Source organism: Liberiplasma polymorphum, from assembly GCF_043951795.1.
Taxonomy (GTDB): Bacteria; Bacillota_I; Bacilli_A; order Izemoplasmatales; family Izemoplasmataceae; genus Liberiplasma; species Liberiplasma polymorphum.
This window is the reverse complement of the sequence record NZ_JBIOAG010000021.1, coordinates 16,112-36,180: the sequence shown is the minus strand read 5'-3', so window position 1 is coordinate 36,180 and position 20,069 is coordinate 16,112. Positions and strand designations below refer to the sequence as shown.

Below are 20,069 nucleotides of genomic sequence, written 5' to 3'. Positions count from 1 at the left end.
GTCTTTACCTAACGATTATTATATCATAAAAAACAAGTCAATAATATCAAAATGACAAATTGTCATATTTTTCGAAAAAAAAGAGTTCAGAATTTGAACTCTTTACGCTGTTTCCTTTTTCGCTTGATGTAAAACAATTTGTGGAAATGGAATCTCGACATCGTTTGCTTTTAAGAAATCTACCACATCTTTACGTATTTTTCTTTCGATAGGAAAATGATTTCCATTTGTTGTTTTAGCCATTATACGCATATTAATACTAGAATCTGCTAATTCAGTGACGCCTAAGAATGATGGGACTTCAACGATTTCTTCATATCGCTCTTTAAGTGTTTCCATGAATGCTGGCATAATATCATTAACTTTAGATAAGTCTGTATCATAAGCAACACCAAAGTCAACAAGTGCTGTGGTATTATTTCTAGACCAATTAATCAAGGTACTAATTTGTCCATTTTTAATCACGAAGATACTACCCATAAAGTTTTGAACATGTGTAACTCTTAAGTTCATATAAACAACTTTACCTCTATAACCACTAACTTCTATTGTTTCATCAAGATTATAGGCGTTATCCATAATGATAAAAAATCCAGATACGATATCTTTAACTAAACTCTGTGCTCCAAACCCGATAGCCAGACCTAAAATACCTGCACTTGCTAATATAGGGGTTGTATCTACATTAAAAATATCTAAAATAATCAATATAATAATAAACCAAACTAGAACATTTGTTGAACTAGAAACAAGACTACCTAGCGTTTTTCCACGTCTGTCTCCTTTTTTTTGAATGTAATAACCATGAATGAGTTTTTCTTTAATATAATTAATTATTATGCCTACAACAATCCAAGTTAGTGCGAATATGATAGACGTAACTAATCTAGTTAATGGATCCCCAATTAAAGGTTCAAATAAACCATACAATAATGTTTCTAAAATTCCCATATTTTTTCCTCCAATCTTTATAAATAGGGTAATCCATTTTATAAAAAGAGTCAAATTATGAACGTTTATTTATACTTGCTTTAATAAATTCTCTAAATAATGGATGGGCTTTTTGTGGTCTTGATAAAAACTCAGGATGAAACTGCGTAGCGATAAAAAATGGATGATCTTTAAGTTCAATGATTTCAACTAAATCTTTTTCAAGATGGATCCCAGTAAATAATAACCCATGTTTAGCTAAAATATCTTTGTAGGCATTATTAAACTCAAATCGGTGACGATGTCTTTCTTTTATATCGTCTTGAAGATATGCATCATATGTTTTTGTCCCTTTTGTAAGATGACAATTATATAATCCCAACCTTAAGGTACCACCTTTATCCATATCTTCAGTTTGACCCTCTAATAAATGAATAATAGGGTGTTTAGCATCGGGATCAATTTCAGTTGATGATGCCCCTTCTAAACCACATACATTTCTTGCAAATTCAATTGAAGCAAGTTGCATACCATAGCACAATCCTAAATAGGGTATGTTATTTTCTCTTGCATATTGGATTGCTCTAATTTTACCTTCGGTAGCACGTTTTCCAAAACCTCCAGGTACGATAATACCGGAGATATCACCAAACAGTTCATCTGGATTCCCATCTACGACCTCACTTGCACTAATCCATTTAATGTTTACTTTATAATGATTTGCATAACCGGCATGATTTAGTGCTTCTATAACGGATAAGTAAGCATCCTGTAGGGCAACGTATTTTCCAACTAAAGCAATTGTAACCTCATCTTTTAAATTTTTAACACGGCTAATCAATTCTTCCCATTCACGCATATCCGGTTTTTGACACTCTAGTTGAAAATGTTCACAGACTAAATTGTCTAGTCCTTGTTCTTTTAGTTTGAGTGCCACTTCATATAACACTTCAACATCTTTTGCTTGAATAACCGATTCCTTTTTAACGTCACAGAAAAGTGCGATTTTTTCTCGCATAGAGTTCGTAATATCATGAGCAGTTCTTAAAACAATTATATCTGGATTAATCCCCAAACTTCGGAGTTCTTTAACGCTATGCTGGGTGGGCTTAGTTTTAAGTTCTTTTGGTGCATCCAAATATGGAACTAACGTGTTGTGAATATATAGCGTACTATTATAACCAAAATCTCTACGACACTGTCTAATCGCTTCAAGAAATGGTAGTGATTCAATATCGCCAACGGTTCCACCAATTTCAGTTATAATAATATCTGCATTTGACTCATCTCTTGCAGCGATTAATTTATCTTTGATTTCGTTAGTGATATGCGGGATTACTTGGATAGTTGCACCTAAGTAGTCACCTCTTCGTTCTTTTTCTATAACATTTTTATAAATTCTACCTGTAGTAATGTTAGAATTTTTTGATAAATTTTCATCAATAAAACGCTCATAGTGGCCTAAATCTAAATCAGTTTCAGCCCCATCATCAGTCACAAAAACTTCGCCGTGTTGATAAGGAGACATTGTCCCAGGATCAACATTAATATAAGGATCAAACTTTTGCATAAATACTTTTAGGCCTCTATTTTTTAATAGTCTGCCAAGGCTTGATGCCGTAATACCTTTACCTAAACTTGATACTACGCCGCCTGTTACAAATATAAACTTTGTGTTTTTCATATGACTTCCTCCTATAAAGAAAAAGGTCTCCCCAATTGGAGACCTTGTTTTTAGAGTGCCCACTAAAATTATACCAAATAGGTGTGTTTTTGCAAGGGCTTTTTTATTTATCGTACTCGTCTTCGTATGTATCCATATATTCGTTATAACGCTCTTCATCGAACTCGTCATATTCTTCTTCTGTTTCTGCGTCTTCTTTAGTTTCAACTTTTTCTTCTTCAGTAGTCTCTTTAGTTTCTTCTTCGAATGTTTCATCTAATTCATCTAAATCAGCGAAGTCAATTGTGTCTTCTTCTAAGTCATCTTGAACTGTAATAAGCGCTTCTTCTTCTTTGAGAGCTGCAGCTTCTTCTTGACGCAATGCTTTTTCTTCAGCGTCAACTTTACGTTGATCTAGCATCTCTTGATGTGCACGTTCTAACGCTACTTGATGTGCAATACGCTCATCTAACTCTGGGTCATCTACTTCACTATATTCATTATAGTGTGAACCATCTTTTTCCCAAAGTTCAATTTTCTGATGTTTTTTTAAATCCCAAGTGTTTTCACCTGTATATATAAACTTAGCACTACTTGTGATATCTGCATAAAAGCTATTTAGTAAGTCGCTAATTTCTTCCAGTTGATCTCCACGTTTTTCGATAACCATATCAAATAACTGGTATAGATCTACCGGTTTTTTCTCTTCATTTAAAATTATTTCAGCAAGATTGATTAAACTTTGTTCTTTAACTTCTACCATGTTTTACCTCCTCAAGCATGGAAATTTTTAACTCTAGTGAAGCGGTATGAACCACATCATTATCTGTTAAAAGTTGATAATTTACTGCAATATATTCATCATTTATAAGTAATGATTCTGTCTGTGTATCAAAATTAATCACGTGATTTTGGATTTCAAACGAGCCGTTATGTTTGATTCCCTCTTCAAAGATTAACACTAAATTGCTTTCTCCAAATTTGTAATATTTTAACAGATTAGTTTCTAATATTATTTGGTGTTTAAAGCCTTCTTCATCATGAAAAGTAAGCGTGTTATCTTTTCTGATACCTTTGCTTTCAAAAGTTTGGGATGACTCGGATGTTTTAAGGTCGAAAGATACATGTATTTTCGCCATTTAATCACCTAATCTTTTCGTGTATTTTGAGTGCGTATGTATTATATAATATGTTATCACTTCTTGCAAGTAAAATTAACCTATTTCATGAATTCTGGGTAATTTAATAATAAATATAGACCCATTGCCTTTTTCAGAATGTAATTCAATGGTTCCTTCATGTTTTCTTACAACGTTTTTAATGATACTTAATCCTAAGCCACTTCCGCCCGAGGTTCTACTTCTTGCTTCATCTACTCGGTAAAAGCGTTTAAACACTTTTTCCTGCTCATCTTTATCAATACCTATACCAGTATCTTTAACTTCAATCACATAGTCATCATCATCAAGATATGATTTAATATAAACCCCACCTTGATCGGTATAGTTTAATCCATTTGTGATGAGATTAATCATAACTTGCCTTATTTTAGTTGAATCTACATAAATGACTGCATCAACGATGTCACAATTAAGTTCTAAATTTTTCTCTTTAGCTAGTGGTTCTAATAATTCTTTAGCATTTGTAATAATGGCTTCCATTGAAGTTTTTTCTAGGTCTAGTTCGTAATCTAAGCGATCCATTTTTGAAATAATAAGTAAATCATTCAATATTGTTTCTAAACGGACTGATTCTTGATAAATCGTCTCTAGAAAATCTTTCTTTTCTTTCTCATCAATATACTCATCTCTAGTTAAAATTTCTGCAAATCCTTTAATCGCACTTAATGGCGTTTTAAGTTCGTGACTCACATCTGCAGTAAATTGTTTTTGAAAAGTTTCTGCAGTTTTCAATTGTGTAATATCATGGATTACAACCAAGCATCCATGAAACATTTTACCATCAAATACAGGGGTTATGTTTATATCATAGAAGTTCGAATCATATTTTATTTGCGCGCGATGCTTTTTCTCACCAATAAACGCTTCATTTATTGCTTTATATATATTTCTATATTCTTTTAATTGTTGAATGGAATCCCCTTCATTAATCACGATATCAAAGTATTCATTAAACAAACTATTTATCTGAGTAATTTTCTCATGTTCATTAATAAGTATAATGGCGCTATCAATAATTTCTGTTAAAGAATCAAATTGTGTTTCTGTTTCAGTTGTTTGTCTTTCTTTTAAACTGACTTTATATCTTAATTGTTCTAGTTCTTGTTCTTTTTGACTTTTAATATCCATTTGAAAAGTCATGTACGAAACAATATGAGCCATAAGTAAAATTATCATACCAAAAACTACCACGAAAGGATTGAGGTAGGAAAGTAAAAGTAGCGTTACAATAAGGTAAATTATGATTGTCGTTAGGTAATGATTCTTTGTGTTCATTTTATTCACACCCTTTTGACGCTATTATATCAATTATTGTTTAAAAAGACATTAGTTAAGTTCAAGTTGTTTTCCACTTTTTAAATAGATGATATGTTCTGCGATATTTGTGATGTGATCACCAGCACGTTCAAACTGTTTAATCACAATAATTCCACGACTTGCTTCTTCAGCTTCGATGTCTGTTTTTTCCATGGTTATGTGAATAAATTCTTCAATGTGTGCACGATAAATAGAATCAATCGCGTTATCCATTTCACATACTTCAAACGCGATATTTGAATCTTTTGTGTCATATGCTTCTTCAACTTTTTTAAACATGGCTAATAGGGGTTCTTTAAATTTTATCATCGCATTAATATAAAAAGTATTATCGTGTTTAGTTTTAATTAAATAAGTAGCTATATTTTCTGCATAATCAGCAATACGTTCTAGATCATTAGCTATTTTAATAGCTGTCATTATGCGTCTTAAGTCAGTCGCTACTGGACATTGTCTTAGTATAATTAAATATGCCATATCATTAATATGGTGTTCTAAATCATTAATGCTTTTATCATTTTCTACTAGCTTTTTTGCAAGTTCAATATCGTGTGTTTCTAGTAAGTTAAATAAATTTACATAAGTACTTGTTACTTTATTAAACATGTTGAGCATTTCTTCTTTAAGTTCGTTTAATGATAAATCAAAATTCTTTCTTAAATCAGTAGTCATATTTTTATCCAAACCTTCCCGTGATATAGTCTTCTGTTTGTTTTAATTTAGGCACTGAAAATATCTGTTCTGTTTCACCATATTCGATTAAGTCCCCCATATAGAAAAATGCTGTGAAATCGCTTATTCTGGCCGCTTGTTGCATATTGTGTGTAACTATGATTATCGTATAATCTGATTTTAAATCATTAAGTAAGTCTTCTATTTTTTGTGTTGCGATAGGATCTAATGCAGAAGTTGGTTCGTCTAATAGGATAACTTCAGGTTCCATTGCGATTGTACGAGCAATACAAAGTCTTTGTTGTTGTCCTCCGGATAATCCCATAGCTGAGTCTTTTAACCTGTCTTTAACTTCTTCCCATAACGCTGCTTTTTTCAAGGCGTTTTCGACAATATCGTTGAGCGTATCCTTATTTTTAATTCCTTGACAACGGGGTCCATAAGCAATGTTATCATAGATACTCATAGGAAAAGGATTTGGTTTTTGAAATACCATACCGACTTTTGTTCTTAGTTCAATTACATCGAAGTCTTTTGAACAAGCATTTTTCCCACAAAAGAGTACTTCTCCAGATAACTTGTAAAATTCTATTAAGTCATTCATACGATTTAAAACTCTTAAAAATGTACTTTTCCCACATCCAGAAGGACCAATAAAAGCAGTAATTCTATTTTTCTCAATTTCTAATGATACGTTTTTGATGGCATGATTTTTATCGTAATAAACATTAATATTTTCTAGCTTGAAAACGGTATTTAATTCTTTTTCCATATCATTCACTCCTATGTTTGTGGATTATAAAAACTTCTTACGATTAATTTTATTGAAAAATTTATTATAAATACTATGGTTAAAATTAGAATACTAATTGCTGCTGCGAGTTCAAAATTCGGTTTTTCACCACCCATTATTACCCAAATATGGGTGGCTAATGTAGTTGATCGTTCTGTTAAAATGACTGTATCTTTAATTGTTGCACCGACTGCAAAAATTAAAGCTGCAGATTCGCCCATTATACGTCCTATCCCTAATAAAACACCGGTTAAGATGCCTGGAATTGCATTTGGTATAACTACTTTAAATATTGTTTGTGTTTGGTTTGCACCCAATGCAAGTGACCCTGTCCTAACATCTACAGGGACTATTTTTAGTGCCTCTTCAGTATTTTTGATGATGGTTGGCAATAATACAACGGCCATGGTCATGGCTCCAGATAATACAGAACCACCAGAAGTTACATGCAAAGCGTTTAAGAATCGAATAAATAGTGCTGCACCTAACATACCGTATATTATGGATGGAACACCGGTTAAAAGATCAACCATTTGTCTTATAATACGTGTACTCTTAGTTTTTTTAGCAAACTCATTTAGATAGATGGCACTCATAATTCCAATTGGTAAAACCATTATTAAGGTAAGAAATATCATATAAATTGTTGTAATGATTGATCCCCTTATACCACCACCTACATTTTGAAATGTTGCTGATTGTATTATGTTAGAAGATTGAAATGCATTTGCCATAGCCTCAGCACCCATTCTTGCAATTACAAACCCTTCAGGGTCTTCAAAGAAGGCTTTTTCAATAGAATACCCTTCTTTGAGCGTAAAAAAGTACTCTTCAGAGTTTTCATCACGGACATTAATATTAATACCCTCTTTAAATGGTGAGTTTGGGTGAACGTATCCGATTTTTACAATTGGATTACCTTCACGGTTTGTGGCATCATAAAAACCAATTCCCCATTTAGAGGAATAATAAATTTCATCATCTAGATTATCAACGGTTAAATTTGTTTGTGAAGGATTAACAGTGATATCCACATTAACCGTTCTGTGATCTCCGGTTATCATATCCCAACTAATCAAATGCGCACCGGTTGAGGTAATATAATAAATAATGGATAAAAGAATAAAGAAACCGATACTACCTACTGTGAAAACTAAAGTTTTCAGTCCTAATTCACGGAGTTTTTTTCTACTATTCATCTAGATTTCCCACCTTTTTCATCACCAACCTTAATGTGTAATTAGTTAAGAGAATAACTATCATTAGTACTAATCCTACTGAGAAACGTATATCGTAATCTAGTCCTGAAGTGTCTTTTAATCCCAGTAACATTCTGCTAGTCAAGGTTGAGGTTGTGTCAAATAGATTTAAACTAATGCCACTAAATGCATTCCCAGAAACCATAGAAACAGCCGTTGCCTCCCCTAACGCTCTACCTACTCCCAAGATAATCCCAGCAAATATTCCGTTTTTTGAACTCGTGATAACAACTTTAAAATACGTTTGCATTTTTGATGCACCTAAGGCTAAAGAGCCTTCAATAATGTCATTTTTAACACTTCTAATCGATGTTTCACTTACTGCTGTAACGGTTGGTAACGTCATCAAAAACAACACTAAAACAGTACTTAAAAGAGATAATCCAGCTGCTGTTCTAAAACCAAATCCATTTGCTAAAATAACAATGAAGCGATTAATAAAGCCAAGTCCGAAAACGCCGTAAATAATTGATGGTATTGAAGCTAGTAGTTCTACTACTGTTCGCATAACGCTTGCGACTTTTTTAGGCGCAACTTTTGCGATAAATAGCGCTGTTATAACGGCTACTGGGGTGGTAATTAAAATAGATAAAAACACCGCAATAAACGTATTAATTATCGCAAAACCTATCGCATAACTTGAACTATTTCCTAAAGCCCCATCTAACCATTGCATTCCTGTTAAAAACCGAATGAGATTTACTTTTGGCAACTGTACAGTTCCAAAATTATTGTTAAATCCTTCATAGTTTAAAATAAAGGGGCTAATTCCTCTAACCGAGATACTAAGAATTACTAATACTATAAAAGACGCTGATAGCAACGCAGAAAAAAGGAATACGTTTCGAACAATTTTATCCGTACGTGTTTTTTTCATTATAGATTCTTTTGTTATATATTTGTGTATTGAGTCCATATCGTTTCCTCTCATTCATGGATTAAAAGCACGCAAATGTTGCGTGCTTATGATCTAGTAATGTAAACTAATTAGTCAATAAAATCTTCCCATTCCGTTTTTACACCTGAATAGATATCTTTTAAATCTTGTGCTGTCAAATTATTGACTGGATTATTTAAATGCCCTATTGCGACGATTGCATCGATTGCAATAGTACCAGTGATGATGGCTGGTTCTGATTCTTGGAATTCTCTTGATGCAAATCCGATATGGATACTTAATGCATCACTGATTGCACTAGCGTTCCCGTTTGTTCCTCTATAAGCATTAGATGAACCTGTATGGTTATGTTCAATAACGACATTCCCACACTTTGATGAGAAATCTGGTGAAATCGAAGTTGCGATCGCTTCAACTGAATCTGATCCGCCTATTTTAAATGTTAAACTACTATTGTTTTCTAAGCAGATTGGATGACTTTGGACAATTGTACTCCATGGTAATCCTGAACTAACATCTACTATCCCACCGGCTTCAAGGATTGATGCTAAACCTTCTGTTGATTTCATATAAGCCACGAATGCTTTTGAAATGGCTTCATACGCTTCAGCATTATTTCCGTATACACTATAGTCATCACGTAACATATAGTTAAATCTACGTGCAAGCATATAAGTCCCATTTAAAACATTTGCTTCAGTTGGCTCAACACCATTAAAACTAAAGCCTTTAAACAACGTTGTGTTTAGTGTAGATAGTGATACATAACCAATCATATATAAATCTTCTTGTGCTGCATTAACTTGTTCTAAGTTCCCTGCTGTAACAAATCCTGACACCAAAATACTATCGTCTGTTGCTGCTGCATCAAACCCAATCCCTTTCATAAATCCATCACGCGTTCCTGATGATGTGTCACGTGTGTAAACATTAATTTTGCTTGTTTCATCAAAATCACTTCCACTATTACATGCTGTTAACAAAAATCCAAGTGTTATAAGAAATGCTATAATCATTAATTTTTTCATTTTCATTCTCCTTTTTTATTTTCAATTACATTATAAATTTTAAATATTTTGATTTAATGTCACTTGTGTTAAAGAATCGTAAACATATGTTTCGCAAAAAAAAACACTTCCATTGGAAGTGTTTATAGTATTTTATACCCAATACTACGTACTGTTTTAATATACTTTTGTTCAGGATCAACTTTTTCTCTTAACTTAAATATATGAACATCTACCACACGCGTATCCCCATCATAACTATAACCCCATAATGTAGATAAAAGTTGTTCTCTAGATAAAGCTTTTCCTTTATTTAATACTAAATATTCTAACAACTCAAACTCTTTAAGTGTTAAATTTACTTTTTCACCATGAACAGTTGCCTCAAAACTAGATAGATTTAGCTCAATTTCATGATAAGTAATTTGTTCTAATTTTTCTTCAACTTTTTGTCTTCTTAAACCTGCTTTGATTCTAGCTGTGAGTTCTCTAGGAGAAAACGGCTTCGTTACATAATCATCTGCTCCTGCTTCAAAGCCTTCAATTTTATTATATTCATCATCCATCGCAGTAAGCATAATTACATAAGCTGGGTTGTTTTCTAGACGGAGCTTCTTGCAAATATCTAATCCATTAATAGAGGGTAACATTAAATCTAACAAGATAATATCAAACGTTTCATTTTTTGCTCTTTGATAGCCTTTTAATCCATCTTGCTCTATAACAACCTCATAATTTAATTGTTTCAAATCATACTGCAACATTTTAGCAATGCTCAGTTCATCTTCAATAATTAAAACACGTACCATAACTACCTCCTACTTACTGTATTTCAGATTAGATTTAGGTTTAACCTCAATGTCATGATAGTAATTCTCGTGAAGCACATTCAATACTATATTAGTACAATGATCTCCAATTCGCTCAATATTTGATAAAATATCGACAAATAACTCATCATCACAATCTGGTGTTGTACATTCATTTACTCTAACAACATGGCGTTTGCGGTATTTTCTAACTAAAGTGTCAATCATATCTTCATATTCAAGGACTTGTTCTGCTTTTACTTTATCATGATTTTTAAATGCTTCAATAGTTAAATCGAGTGTTTCATCGACTACTTCATACACATGTTCTAAATCGTGATAAGCTTCCTCGCTCATGACAAATTTATTTTCAAAACGGTATTCAAAGAAATCAAATAAATTTTGACAGTGGTCAGCAATACGCTCTAAATCGCGAATTGCATCAACATAAACCGCCTGTAAGTGCGCTAAGTTTTTATCTAAATCCGTTAAAGATACTTTAACTAAGAAGTCATGAACTTTTTGATCAATGGTATCTACAATTTCTTCGTACTGTCTACCTTCTTCAATAAGTTTTTTATCAAACTCAAATGAAAATTTAACCGCTTCTTCATACATTGTTTTAACAAATCCAGCCATTGTTAAAATAACTTGCTTAGCACTTTCAAGCGCTAATGCTGGCGATTCCCCAATTAAATTATCTTGTAAGGTGTTTACGTTAATGCCTTCCATAACATCTTCACCAGGAATGATTTTTTTACTAATTAAGACTAAATACTTAATAAAGAAAAACATCACAAATGTATTAAAAACATTAAAGAAAATATGCGCAAAACTTATTGTCATTGCTACTGGCTCACCGTCTAAGAAGATGAGCTGTAACCATTCGATAAATATACTATATGGGTAAATAATTGCTAAGAACAATAAACTTCCCACAACATTAAATAATACATGGGCTGTAGCGGTTCGTTTAGCGGCAATACTTCCACCAAACGAAGCTAATATAGCGGTAATAGTTGTTCCGATATTGCTACCTAGAACAATCGCGATAGCCCCTATAAGTGGCACTTTCCCAGTTGTATACAATTCTTGTAAAATCCCAATCGTTGCGGTACTTGATTGAACTAATGCAGTAAGAAGTGCCCCTACTAAAACACCTAAAATCGGTATTTCAGAAACACGTAAAATAGCTTGTTCAAATGAAGCAAATTCCACAAATACTTTAAGGGCTGAGCCCATTAAATCAAGTCCATAAAAAATCATCCCAAATCCAAGCATCGCCCCACCAATACGTTTCCCCTTTTTTTGTTTCATAAAGAAGATCAGTAATGATCCAATCCCGATAATTGGAAGTGCATAATTTTTAATTTGTAACCCTATTAGAAAACTAGTAACGGTTGTTCCAATATTAGCACCTAAGATAATTCCAACTGCTTGTGGCAGTGTCATAAGGCCCGCACGCACAAGTCCTACAGTCAATGCCGTTGTCCCAGAACTCGTTTGGAGTAATCCAGTAACGATAATCCCAACAAAAATACCTTTTAATGGCGTGTTTGTCGTTTTTTCTATTAATACTTTAAGTTTATTTCCTGCTAATAACTTTAAAGAATCTCCCATAATATCGATACCATATAAAAAGATTCCTAACCCACCAATAACAAAAAATATTGTTTTGGTCCAATCTACTGAAACATTAAGTATATAAAACACAAGTCATTCCTCCTATGTCATTCTCAAGAGAATCATAGCATAACTATAGTAATTTTTACACAAAACAATATATTCATAACTTTATCTTAACAAAATCTTAACATAATAAAAAGTGAGTTATCGTAAAATAACTCACTTTAATTTATTTGCTTTCTTTATACTTTTTAGCTGTTTCATCAAGGACTACTAGTAATTCTTTAGCCTTATCCCATGTTCCTAAATTAGCACCACTTGCTAACGCGTGACCACCACCATCAAATAAGCCAGCGACTTCATTAATAACAGGTCCCTTACTTCTAATACGTGCTCTTACAATTTTCTCTTCGTATTCCGCAAGTAAAACCCAAATCGGACAATCTTCAAAAACCCCTAACTCATTTACAAAACTTGAAGCTTCTTCAATGGTTACTCCGTAATCATTGATCAATTCTTCGGTAATTTCGATGTAGGCTACACCATTTTCGGTTTTTTGATAGTTAAGTAACACATAACCTTTAAAACGAACTGAGGCTTCACTACGTGTGTCTAAAACACTATATACAGACTGAGCTTGAAGTCCTAAGTCATAAAGCGTTGCAACATTTCTAAATGTATCTCCATCAACCCCGGGATACTTAAATCTTCCTGTATCCGTCAAGGTTCCTGTAAATAACGCTTTTGCACCATCTGGTGACATCTTATACTCATCTTTAAACAAATTGAACAGGTCTAAAATAATTAGGGCTGCAGCTGGTCTTGATGTATCAACATATTCGATATCACCATAACTACTTACATTGATGTGATGATCGATTTTAATTAAGAAATCTCCTAATTTATAACGCTGATCGGCAATACGTTGTTCATTGGCTGTATCGACTGCAATGACTAGTGCACCTTCAAAAATACTGTCTTCAATGGTATCTAATTTTCCTAAGAAACTCGTAAAATCTGAAGATTCACCCGTAACGTATACTGCTTTTTCTGGGTAAGTGGATTTAATAATGTCTTTAAGTCCTAGTGCAGACCCAATACAGTCTCCATCTGGTCTTGCATGTGGTGTAATAATTATCTTCTTATATTCTTTAATTTTGTTATAGATTTGTTTTAAAATCATTTCATCCATATTATTCACTCTTTTCTTCTAATAAAGCATCTAAATCTGCTAAAATTTTATCTGTTGTTTCCCAATCATGCGCTGAACACCCACAAGCTAAGTTGTGACCACCACCACCATAGTTTCTAGCGACTTGGACAATTGGAATTGTTTTACTACGTAATTCACATTGGATGGTTCCATCTTCAAACTCTGTAAAGTTTGCCCACATAGGAATACCTTTAATCCCACTCATTTGATTAACCATACCACGACTTATAGTAAATGTTTCAACGTTAAACTGGTCTTTCAAATCAATCGTATTCTTCATATATGCCACGTTATTTTTTGTCGTCTTAAAACTATTAATGAAGTACCCTTTTAGTTTTTTAAACTCTAAATCTTCGATGTATAAAGCGTCATATATTTCTTGAATACGCGCCCCGTTTTTTGCTAAAAACCATGCGGATTTAAAGGTTACTTCATTTGTTGCTGGAAACATAAATCTTCCACTATCAGTAACAAGACCAGAGAAGATGTGTGTTGCTGTATCTTCGTTAATCGTTAGATTTTCTTCGATACACATAATCGCAAGTATTTGACAAGTCGCAATATGCTCAGGATCAGAAAATAAGATATCTGCAAAATCTGATTGATTTTGATGATGGTCAATAACCATAACTTCTTTACCGAGTCGGTAACGGTCATCACTTACTAAAGGACTTACCGCTACATCTACGACTATGACTAAAGCTCCTTCATAAAAACTATCGTCAACGTTATCCATTCGGCCTATAAAGCTGAAATTGTTTTCATCTCCAACAACTTTTACTGTTTTACCTTCAAAATTTTGTTCAATTATCCCTTTTAAACCAAGTTGTGCCCCAAGGGCATCTAAATCAGGGTTTTTATGACGATGAATTACAATCTTATCATATTGTTTAATTTTACTTAATATCTCTTTATACATAGTCACACCTCTTAAATATTTATATTACCAACGTCCAACATAAGGACGGTTATTTTCATAATCCCAGTGCCAATCTAAATAATCTCCATGTAATCCTAATGCTTCATCTATTGCTTGATTTTGAGCATGAAACATCCACTCTGTATAGGTTAGTCCGTTATACACTGTGACCTCAGTTTCTCCAGCACCATATAGATATTCCACTGTTCCAAGCCCTTGTCTTACTACCATATAATTAAGTAAGAAAAATGTTTCTTCACCAGGTAATTTGATCCATACCCACGCAAGTAATCTTCCGTGTCTATCAGTAATGTTATCTCCAGGGTCTGTTTGCAATACAATTTCTTCAGCTAATAATAACTGAGCGCATACATAATTAGTAGCTAACTTACCAAATTCTTCTTCACCACCTGGGAATGTCTCAGGTGTATCAATATTAAAATATCTTGTACTCGGTGTTCTTGACGTAATTAAGTTAACTATTTCTTGCGGATACTGAAATACTGTTGTATCGCCATCAATGCAACGTCCTATCCCATTTGCAGGATCATAATTAACATAAAATGCGCCACCTACCCCACGATAAGTTTCGGTAACTTCACTATATTCAAATAAGTCCATATCAAAAAAATATTCACTTAATAACGGGCCATCATAATCAATAGTTTGGACTTCAAAATAAATACGTGAATCAAATCGTTTAGCACTTACAATAACATTTATGAATGTCCCTTTTTCTACAATATCACCAGGACTTCTAAAGTTACCGTATTCAATGAACTGATAGGATCTATCTAGTTCAATACTAGTACGTTCAATAAAAGATACTTCTAAGCCAAGTTCACTTAATGTAACTAATATTTCTTCTTGTGTTTGACCTGATAAATCTGGAAGTCTAACTTCATTTTCACCTAATCTATTTGTACAGGCTGTGAGTACTACTAAAAGCATTAACAAAGCCATTACCCATATCTTTTTCATGATAATCATCCTAACATTAAAGCATTAACATAACATAATAACACATAATGGTTTTTTTTACACTGTTAATTGACTAAAAACATAAAAAAAACACCAAGTTTTACCTTGGTGTTTTTAAGCTTCTATAATTAATTAATTTAGTGATTATTCAACTGAATCTTCTACGTAAGTAATTTTGATTTGAAGAATGTATATTTGTGCGTTAGAAGTTCCAGCATTATCAGTATTTTGTAAAGTAAATGTTGTGATGTCTAACTCATCATATGTTAACGTTGTATTAGTTAAATCAGTGTTAACTAGAGAATACTCAGTTGTACCAAGAATTAATTCTGCAGTAGGGTTATTTGTTGATGCACCAAAAACAAACTCTACCTTAGTAATAGTATAACCTTCAGCAATACTAATAGATAATGTATTACCATCACCAGTTGCTCTATCCGCATAAATTCTAATCTGACCAGCAGTATTTAAGCCGATTTGATTTGAAGGTACATTTTTAATACTCAATACCGTGAATAAATCTTCATCTAGCCCGATTGTTGCAGCGTTATTTTCTGGTTCTGCAGCCATATTCGTAGTAGTTCCTCCAGGATACTCAGCAGTAACAGTCACAGCGCCAACAACTACTTCTTCTTCAGCTAATACAGTAACCATGAAGTTTACTGCATAAGTAGACTCATCAGCGAATGTGATTGTTGCAGTCATTTGAACTTCAACATCAGGTTCACCAATTGCAGGTCGTGTAACAACACCAGCATCAGTAATAACGTCAGTGTTTGCAGATGTCCATACTAAAGCAAATACATCTGGTCCACGGTCATAATCTACTCCAGCAATACTTAATGTAGCTGGTAAAACTAAGTCAGTTTCAGTTGTAGCAGGTAAGCTTAATCTTGCATCCGCAAGAATTGCTACTTGTGCATTTGTTAAATCAGGGAATACAACCGCTTCAACACGGATATCTCCTTGATATAAATCATATAAAGTAAATTCTACCCAAGGAATAACACCCTCAGCAGCATATAAAGCACTTAAATGTCCACCATAGCTACCAACATTAAATCTTAAATCAATATCTTCACCAGTAGTTAAGTAAATCCATGAACCATCAAATTTAGTGATTGCTACATCTTCCATGCGGTATCTTGTACCAACATTTTCAAATGCTTTGTGACCATCTACGATTTCAGTCCATGTTGCATCAGTAATAACTGTAACGGCATGATCACCTTCATAGTTCATCACTAACGTTGTGTCTGTACCTAATACTAAGAAATCATTACCAAACGATGTGAATGCTGTTAATGTTCCACGAAGTACAACTCTATCCCCAATTGATAATCCATCAGATAAAGCTTTGTCTACATAAATTGCAGTTCCATCAGCATCTTGGATAAATATTTTTTTACTAAATGGAGAGTATGAAGTTACGATACCTTCAACATAAATGATTGTTCCTACTTCAGCTTCTAAAGCTTGAGATACAGTCATTCCTGTAGGTACGTATTCTTCGTCTAATACTGTAACAACAAATTCTCTTGTTGATACTTCAACACCTACTGTAACAGTAGCTGTTAATGTAACAGTTTGTTCTGTTTCTTGACGTGTTACAACACCTGTATTAGAAATAACTGTTTCATTACTTGATGACCAAGTAATTGTTGAATCATATAATCCAGTTGTAGGTAATGTAATATTGTCAAAAATCGCTGATAAATCACCTAAATCAATAGCTGCAGCTGCTAAGTCTGCTTTATCTTCATCAGATAATTCTCCAACACTAACATCATCTGCAGTTCCGAAGAATCCTACGAATTTATTAGCATGTGCCCATTGGAATACGAATACTTCAACAGTAACTAATTGTCCGTTAAAATCTGCAAATACTGTATTATCAGTATTGTGGTGAACTTGTACGAAGTTATCACCATCAACGATGCGGTAGTTAGTAAAGTTTCCATCAACGACTGTAGTTGCAACACCAGTAATTGTTACGATTGTTCCTGCTGGATGTGTTCCAGCACCAATTGATTCAATACTTACTAAACCTTGGTTAGTAGGCATATCGAATGTATTTGTAGTTGTTTCATGTAATTTGATTGCTGTAATTTGTGGGATACCTGCGAAGTTATCACGAGCACCAACAAATTTAACTACGTCGCCAACATTATAAGGAACAGCTCCACTTGAAGGGACTAAGTCAGTATCACGAATGTATAAATGACCTGTTCCGTCATAAATGAAGAATCCACGGTTAGCTTGTACAACATAAGTTACAATACCTTCAACATAAACATGTTTTCCAGCTGCAACATCAATAGCATCAGAAATACTCATTGGTGCTAATGCATCAACTTTAACAGTAACTTCTTGAGTTAATTCTCCTAAAGTAGCTGTTGCAGTAAATGTAACTTCAGTTGGCGTACTTGGCATAGCTACGAATGAACCATCGTTAGCGATGTATGCAGGATGAGATGATGTCCATCCTGTAAATGATGTTCCGTTTGCGCCAGTTGCTGGTAATGTAATATTTCCACCAAATGTATAATTAGGTGTAGGTCTTAAAGCTGCAATATCAGTAGCAAGTGCATCAGCGTCATCTAACTCGATAACAGTAATATCATCTACGCCACCTTGGAATACTACCATTACACCATCACGGTCATGGTTAGTATAATAAATAACTTCTAATTCAATTACTTGTCCAACGAATGATTCTAATGCTTCTATTGATGATTCGTTAGATAGGTAGTAAACAAGTAATGCATCGTCGCCATCTACGATATAAACATTGTCAAATGAACCTCTTAATTCAACAGTTCCTTGAACTTTAAATGTTCTACCGTTGATTAAACGGTTAGCGTCTGAATCAAGTGCCCAAATATCAGCAATACTTGCCTCAGTTACTGGAACCGTAGTGGCATGACCACTACTTACAACGATTTCACTTGTAACACTAGTAACTTGCCATAGTGTATGATATCTTCCGTAGCTTCCTAATACACGTACTCTGTCTCCTAAAGAAACAGTGTCATGGTTAGGTGCATATACAGAGATAAAGTTAGTCCCGTCATATAAGAAATATCCTGCTTCAAATACACTTACAACAATACCTTCTGCTTCGATTGCTGCATTTAGTGAATTTTCACTATGTAATAATGCAAAATCAGTATAAGCATTTGATTCAGGTAATGCTACAACCGTAAATGTATAGGTTCTAGTAAGTGTTTCTCCTTCTAAACTAAACGTTGCTGTAACGGTAACCGTTGCGTTATCTGCACCAGAATCTGGGCGAGTAACTTGTCCAGTGTTAGAAATAACTGCTGTGTTACTTGAAGACCATGAAACTGTAACTCCGTGAACTAATGAAGTTGGGAAAGTTAAGTTTCTATCAACAGCACCTGTATCAACAAACAATACACGTCCTGCTGCATCTTCTAATTTCTCTTGAACTGTCATTTCCCCATTTGGATCAGGGTCTGTGGTTCTACGGCACGCTGCTAAGCTAAATATGCTCATAGCGATTAGTAGAAATAATGCGAACTTTTTAAACATAAGTTTGAATCCTCCCTATTTTTTATAAAACCTGTATTTATTCATTAATAAATTCAATATCATCTGGCGAAGTAAGCATAAGTTGTCTAACACCGTTCCATATATGGATTGGCCCAGTGACATTGATTTTGGTTCCAATAGTCAGTTGTGAATAATCAATTGTATTTGGACTGAGTGCATCTTTTCTTAATTGAAAAGTTTGTCCGTCAGCTCCGCGTACGGTTAGTGTAAATGCACTTGCAGTTCCTGAGCGATGTGTTATTTCTACTTCTTGTAGTTGAACTAATGTGCCAATATGGTCTGTAGAAACATCTCCAGGATTTAATACGAGTGGATCGACTGTGTTACCTGATGATACGATGGTAATTCTACGACTTTCAACATTACTTACTTGTAGTGCACCGGTTTGTGCATCAGGGAAATAAGTTGGAATGAGTCGATCAATTGTTAATTCATTCCCTACTGCTACTCTTGTTGTAAAGACGTGTCCAACATAAATATAAACCCCAAATCCATCTTGTTGTAACCAAGCGTTGTTCCCAACGACTCTTGTTACAATACCGGTTAAAGTGACTTGAATACCAATATATTCAGATTGATTTGTCACAAGCTCTTCAATCGTGATTTGAATACCTTCTTTTGAATAATCAAAATTAGGATCAGTCTCACCAAAAATACGGCGTCTTGAGTTTTGTGCTTCATAGAAAGCATCCATCATGATTGAGCCATATCTTAAATTTAATACGCCTTGTGCAGTACTATACGCTTGTTCGATGACTTCTAAATTAATAAGTCTGCCATCATACCATACAAACGCTAAATAACGGCCATTATTGTCCATTCTGTTTGTTGAAGGGTCTGCTTCTAATACAATAGTTTCGGCATTTTCTAACCTGTCACATACATAAGCACTCGCTTCTTTACCCCATGGGTCAAAGCGATAAGTAGATTCAGGCGTGTCAATACCTAAAAAACGTACCGAAAAGGTTTCTTGACCTTCTCTAAAATGTGCAGTGTCACCATCAACACAACGGAAAAGTTCTACCACACCAATCCCATCAGCTATAAAAGACTTACCTTCATATTCTGAAGGGTCTAACGTTAAAGCATCAGTTCTATCCGTGTGAAGTTCTACAGGACCTTCGTTGCCGTTTGGGTCTTTTTCTGGGTCTTTTCCACATGCGCTTAGTGAACCAAGTACAAGTAAAAAGAGTAATAATAAAAATAATTTCCTCATGTTCTCAAA

At 33.9% G+C, this 20,069-nt stretch carries 17 protein-coding genes; all 17 read right to left on the bottom strand.

Annotated elements, in window-relative coordinates:
• Positions 1-102: 102 nt before the first annotated feature.
• The 17 genes from ACHAJD_RS06140 to ACHAJD_RS06060 all read right to left on the bottom strand — a co-directional run bounded on the left by ACHAJD_RS06140 (position 103) and on the right by ACHAJD_RS06060 (position 20,060).
• Positions 103-951, bottom strand: a complete 849-nt coding sequence (locus ACHAJD_RS06140) for a mechanosensitive ion channel family protein (protein WP_435584989.1) — start codon at positions 949-951, stop codon at positions 103-105.
• Between the two features lie 55 nt (positions 952-1,006).
• Entirely contained in the window at positions 1,007-2,614 is a 1,608-nt protein-coding gene (pyrG, locus tag ACHAJD_RS06135) for a CTP synthase (RefSeq protein WP_435584988.1), read from the bottom strand.
• A gap of 103 nt (positions 2,615-2,717) precedes the next feature.
• Positions 2,718-3,356 (bottom strand): DNA-directed RNA polymerase subunit delta, encoded by a 639-nt coding sequence (gene rpoE / locus ACHAJD_RS06130; RefSeq protein WP_435584987.1) that lies wholly within the window; start codon positions 3,354-3,356, stop codon positions 2,718-2,720.
• Positions 3,343-3,732: a DUF1934 family protein gene (locus ACHAJD_RS06125; RefSeq protein WP_435584986.1), complete on the bottom strand. Its 390-nt coding sequence runs from the start codon at positions 3,730-3,732 to the stop codon at positions 3,343-3,345. Before ACHAJD_RS06125 ends, rpoE begins: the two co-directional genes overlap by 14 nt.
• Positions 3,733-3,807: 75 nt before the next feature.
• The gene (locus ACHAJD_RS06120) at positions 3,808-5,049 is read right to left on the bottom strand and encodes a sensor histidine kinase (protein ID WP_435584985.1); all 1,242 of its coding nucleotides are present in this window, start codon (positions 5,047-5,049) and stop codon (positions 3,808-3,810) included.
• Positions 5,050-5,100: 51 nt separating this feature from the next.
• Positions 5,101-5,763 (bottom strand): phosphate signaling complex protein PhoU, encoded by a 663-nt coding sequence (gene phoU / locus ACHAJD_RS06115; protein ID WP_435584984.1) that lies wholly within the window; start codon positions 5,761-5,763, stop codon positions 5,101-5,103.
• Between the two features lie 4 nt (positions 5,764-5,767).
• Positions 5,768-6,535 (bottom strand): phosphate ABC transporter ATP-binding protein PstB, encoded by a 768-nt coding sequence (gene pstB, locus ACHAJD_RS06110; RefSeq protein WP_435584983.1) that lies wholly within the window; start codon positions 6,533-6,535, stop codon positions 5,768-5,770.
• Between the two features lie 11 nt (positions 6,536-6,546).
• Positions 6,547-7,755 carry a phosphate ABC transporter permease PstA gene (gene pstA, locus ACHAJD_RS06105; protein ID WP_435584982.1) on the bottom strand — a complete coding sequence of 403 codons (1,209 nt, stop codon included), beginning with the start codon at positions 7,753-7,755 and terminating at the stop codon, positions 6,547-6,549.
• A complete protein-coding gene (pstC, locus tag ACHAJD_RS06100) occupies positions 7,748-8,731 on the bottom strand; it encodes a phosphate ABC transporter permease subunit PstC (protein ID WP_435584981.1) in 984 nt (327 codons plus the stop codon). Before pstC ends, pstA begins: the two co-directional genes overlap by 8 nt.
• A 71-nt stretch (positions 8,732-8,802) precedes the next feature.
• Entirely contained in the window at positions 8,803-9,741 is a 939-nt protein-coding gene (locus ACHAJD_RS06095; protein WP_435584980.1) for a substrate-binding domain-containing protein, read from the bottom strand.
• 122 nt (positions 9,742-9,863) lie between these two features.
• Positions 9,864-10,529: a response regulator transcription factor gene (locus tag ACHAJD_RS06090; protein WP_435584979.1), complete on the bottom strand. Its 666-nt coding sequence runs from the start codon at positions 10,527-10,529 to the stop codon at positions 9,864-9,866.
• A gap of 9 nt (positions 10,530-10,538) precedes the next feature.
• Complete coding sequence (locus ACHAJD_RS06085) at positions 10,539-12,242, bottom strand: Na/Pi cotransporter family protein (RefSeq protein ID WP_435584978.1); 1,704 nt, start codon at positions 12,240-12,242, stop codon at positions 10,539-10,541.
• A 142-nt stretch (positions 12,243-12,384) separates the two neighbouring features.
• Complete coding sequence (locus tag ACHAJD_RS06080; protein WP_435584977.1) at positions 12,385-13,347, bottom strand: DHH family phosphoesterase; 963 nt, start codon at positions 13,345-13,347, stop codon at positions 12,385-12,387.
• A 1-nt stretch (position 13,348) separates the two neighbouring features.
• Complete coding sequence (locus ACHAJD_RS06075; RefSeq protein WP_435584976.1) at positions 13,349-14,287, bottom strand: DHH family phosphoesterase; 939 nt, start codon at positions 14,285-14,287, stop codon at positions 13,349-13,351.
• Between the two features lie 24 nt (positions 14,288-14,311).
• On the bottom strand, positions 14,312-15,268 hold the full coding sequence (locus tag ACHAJD_RS06070) for a thermonuclease family protein (protein WP_435584975.1): 957 nt from the start codon (positions 15,266-15,268) through the stop codon (positions 14,312-14,314).
• Between the two features lie 144 nt (positions 15,269-15,412).
• Positions 15,413-18,823 carry an immunoglobulin-like domain-containing protein gene (locus ACHAJD_RS06065; protein ID WP_435584974.1) on the bottom strand — a complete coding sequence of 1,137 codons (3,411 nt, stop codon included), beginning with the start codon at positions 18,821-18,823 and terminating at the stop codon, positions 15,413-15,415.
• 37 nt (positions 18,824-18,860) lie between these two features.
• The gene (locus tag ACHAJD_RS06060; protein WP_435584973.1) at positions 18,861-20,060 is read right to left on the bottom strand and encodes a thermonuclease family protein; all 1,200 of its coding nucleotides are present in this window, start codon (positions 20,058-20,060) and stop codon (positions 18,861-18,863) included.
• Between the last annotated feature and the right edge of the window lie 9 nt (positions 20,061-20,069).

What these genes read in the sequence shown, in the direction of transcription:
- ACHAJD_RS06095 (WP_435584980.1), bottom strand. Translation starts at nt 9,741, where the DNA reads ATGAAAAAATTAATGATTATAGCATTTCTTATAACACTTGGATTTTTG.
- ACHAJD_RS06125 (WP_435584986.1), bottom strand. Translation starts at nt 3,732, where the DNA reads ATGGCGAAAATACATGTATCTTTCGACCTTAAAACATCCGAGTCATCC.
- pstC (WP_435584981.1), bottom strand. Translation starts at nt 8,731, where the DNA reads ATGGACTCAATACACAAATATATAACAAAAGAATCTATAATGAAAAAA.
- ACHAJD_RS06065 (WP_435584974.1), bottom strand. Translation starts at nt 18,823, where the DNA reads ATGTTTAAAAAGTTCGCATTATTTCTACTAATCGCTATGAGCATATTT.
- ACHAJD_RS06080 (WP_435584977.1), bottom strand. Translation starts at nt 13,347, where the DNA reads ATGGATGAAATGATTTTAAAACAAATCTATAACAAAATTAAAGAATAT.
- rpoE (WP_435584987.1), bottom strand. Translation starts at nt 3,356, where the DNA reads ATGGTAGAAGTTAAAGAACAAAGTTTAATCAATCTTGCTGAAATAATT.
- ACHAJD_RS06070 (WP_435584975.1), bottom strand. Translation starts at nt 15,268, where the DNA reads ATGAAAAAGATATGGGTAATGGCTTTGTTAATGCTTTTAGTAGTACTC.
- ACHAJD_RS06060 (WP_435584973.1), bottom strand. Translation starts at nt 20,060, where the DNA reads ATGAGGAAATTATTTTTATTATTACTCTTTTTACTTGTACTTGGTTCA.
- pstB (WP_435584983.1), bottom strand. Translation starts at nt 6,535, where the DNA reads ATGGAAAAAGAATTAAATACCGTTTTCAAGCTAGAAAATATTAATGTT.
- ACHAJD_RS06140 (WP_435584989.1), bottom strand. Translation starts at nt 951, where the DNA reads ATGGGAATTTTAGAAACATTATTGTATGGTTTATTTGAACCTTTAATT.
- phoU (WP_435584984.1), bottom strand. Translation starts at nt 5,763, where the DNA reads ATGACTACTGATTTAAGAAAGAATTTTGATTTATCATTAAACGAACTT.
- pstA (WP_435584982.1), bottom strand. Translation starts at nt 7,755, where the DNA reads ATGAATAGTAGAAAAAAACTCCGTGAATTAGGACTGAAAACTTTAGTT.
- ACHAJD_RS06075 (WP_435584976.1), bottom strand. Translation starts at nt 14,287, where the DNA reads ATGTATAAAGAGATATTAAGTAAAATTAAACAATATGATAAGATTGTA.
- pyrG (WP_435584988.1), bottom strand. Translation starts at nt 2,614, where the DNA reads ATGAAAAACACAAAGTTTATATTTGTAACAGGCGGCGTAGTATCAAGT.
- ACHAJD_RS06090 (WP_435584979.1), bottom strand. Translation starts at nt 10,529, where the DNA reads ATGGTACGTGTTTTAATTATTGAAGATGAACTGAGCATTGCTAAAATG.
- ACHAJD_RS06120 (WP_435584985.1), bottom strand. Translation starts at nt 5,049, where the DNA reads ATGAACACAAAGAATCATTACCTAACGACAATCATAATTTACCTTATT.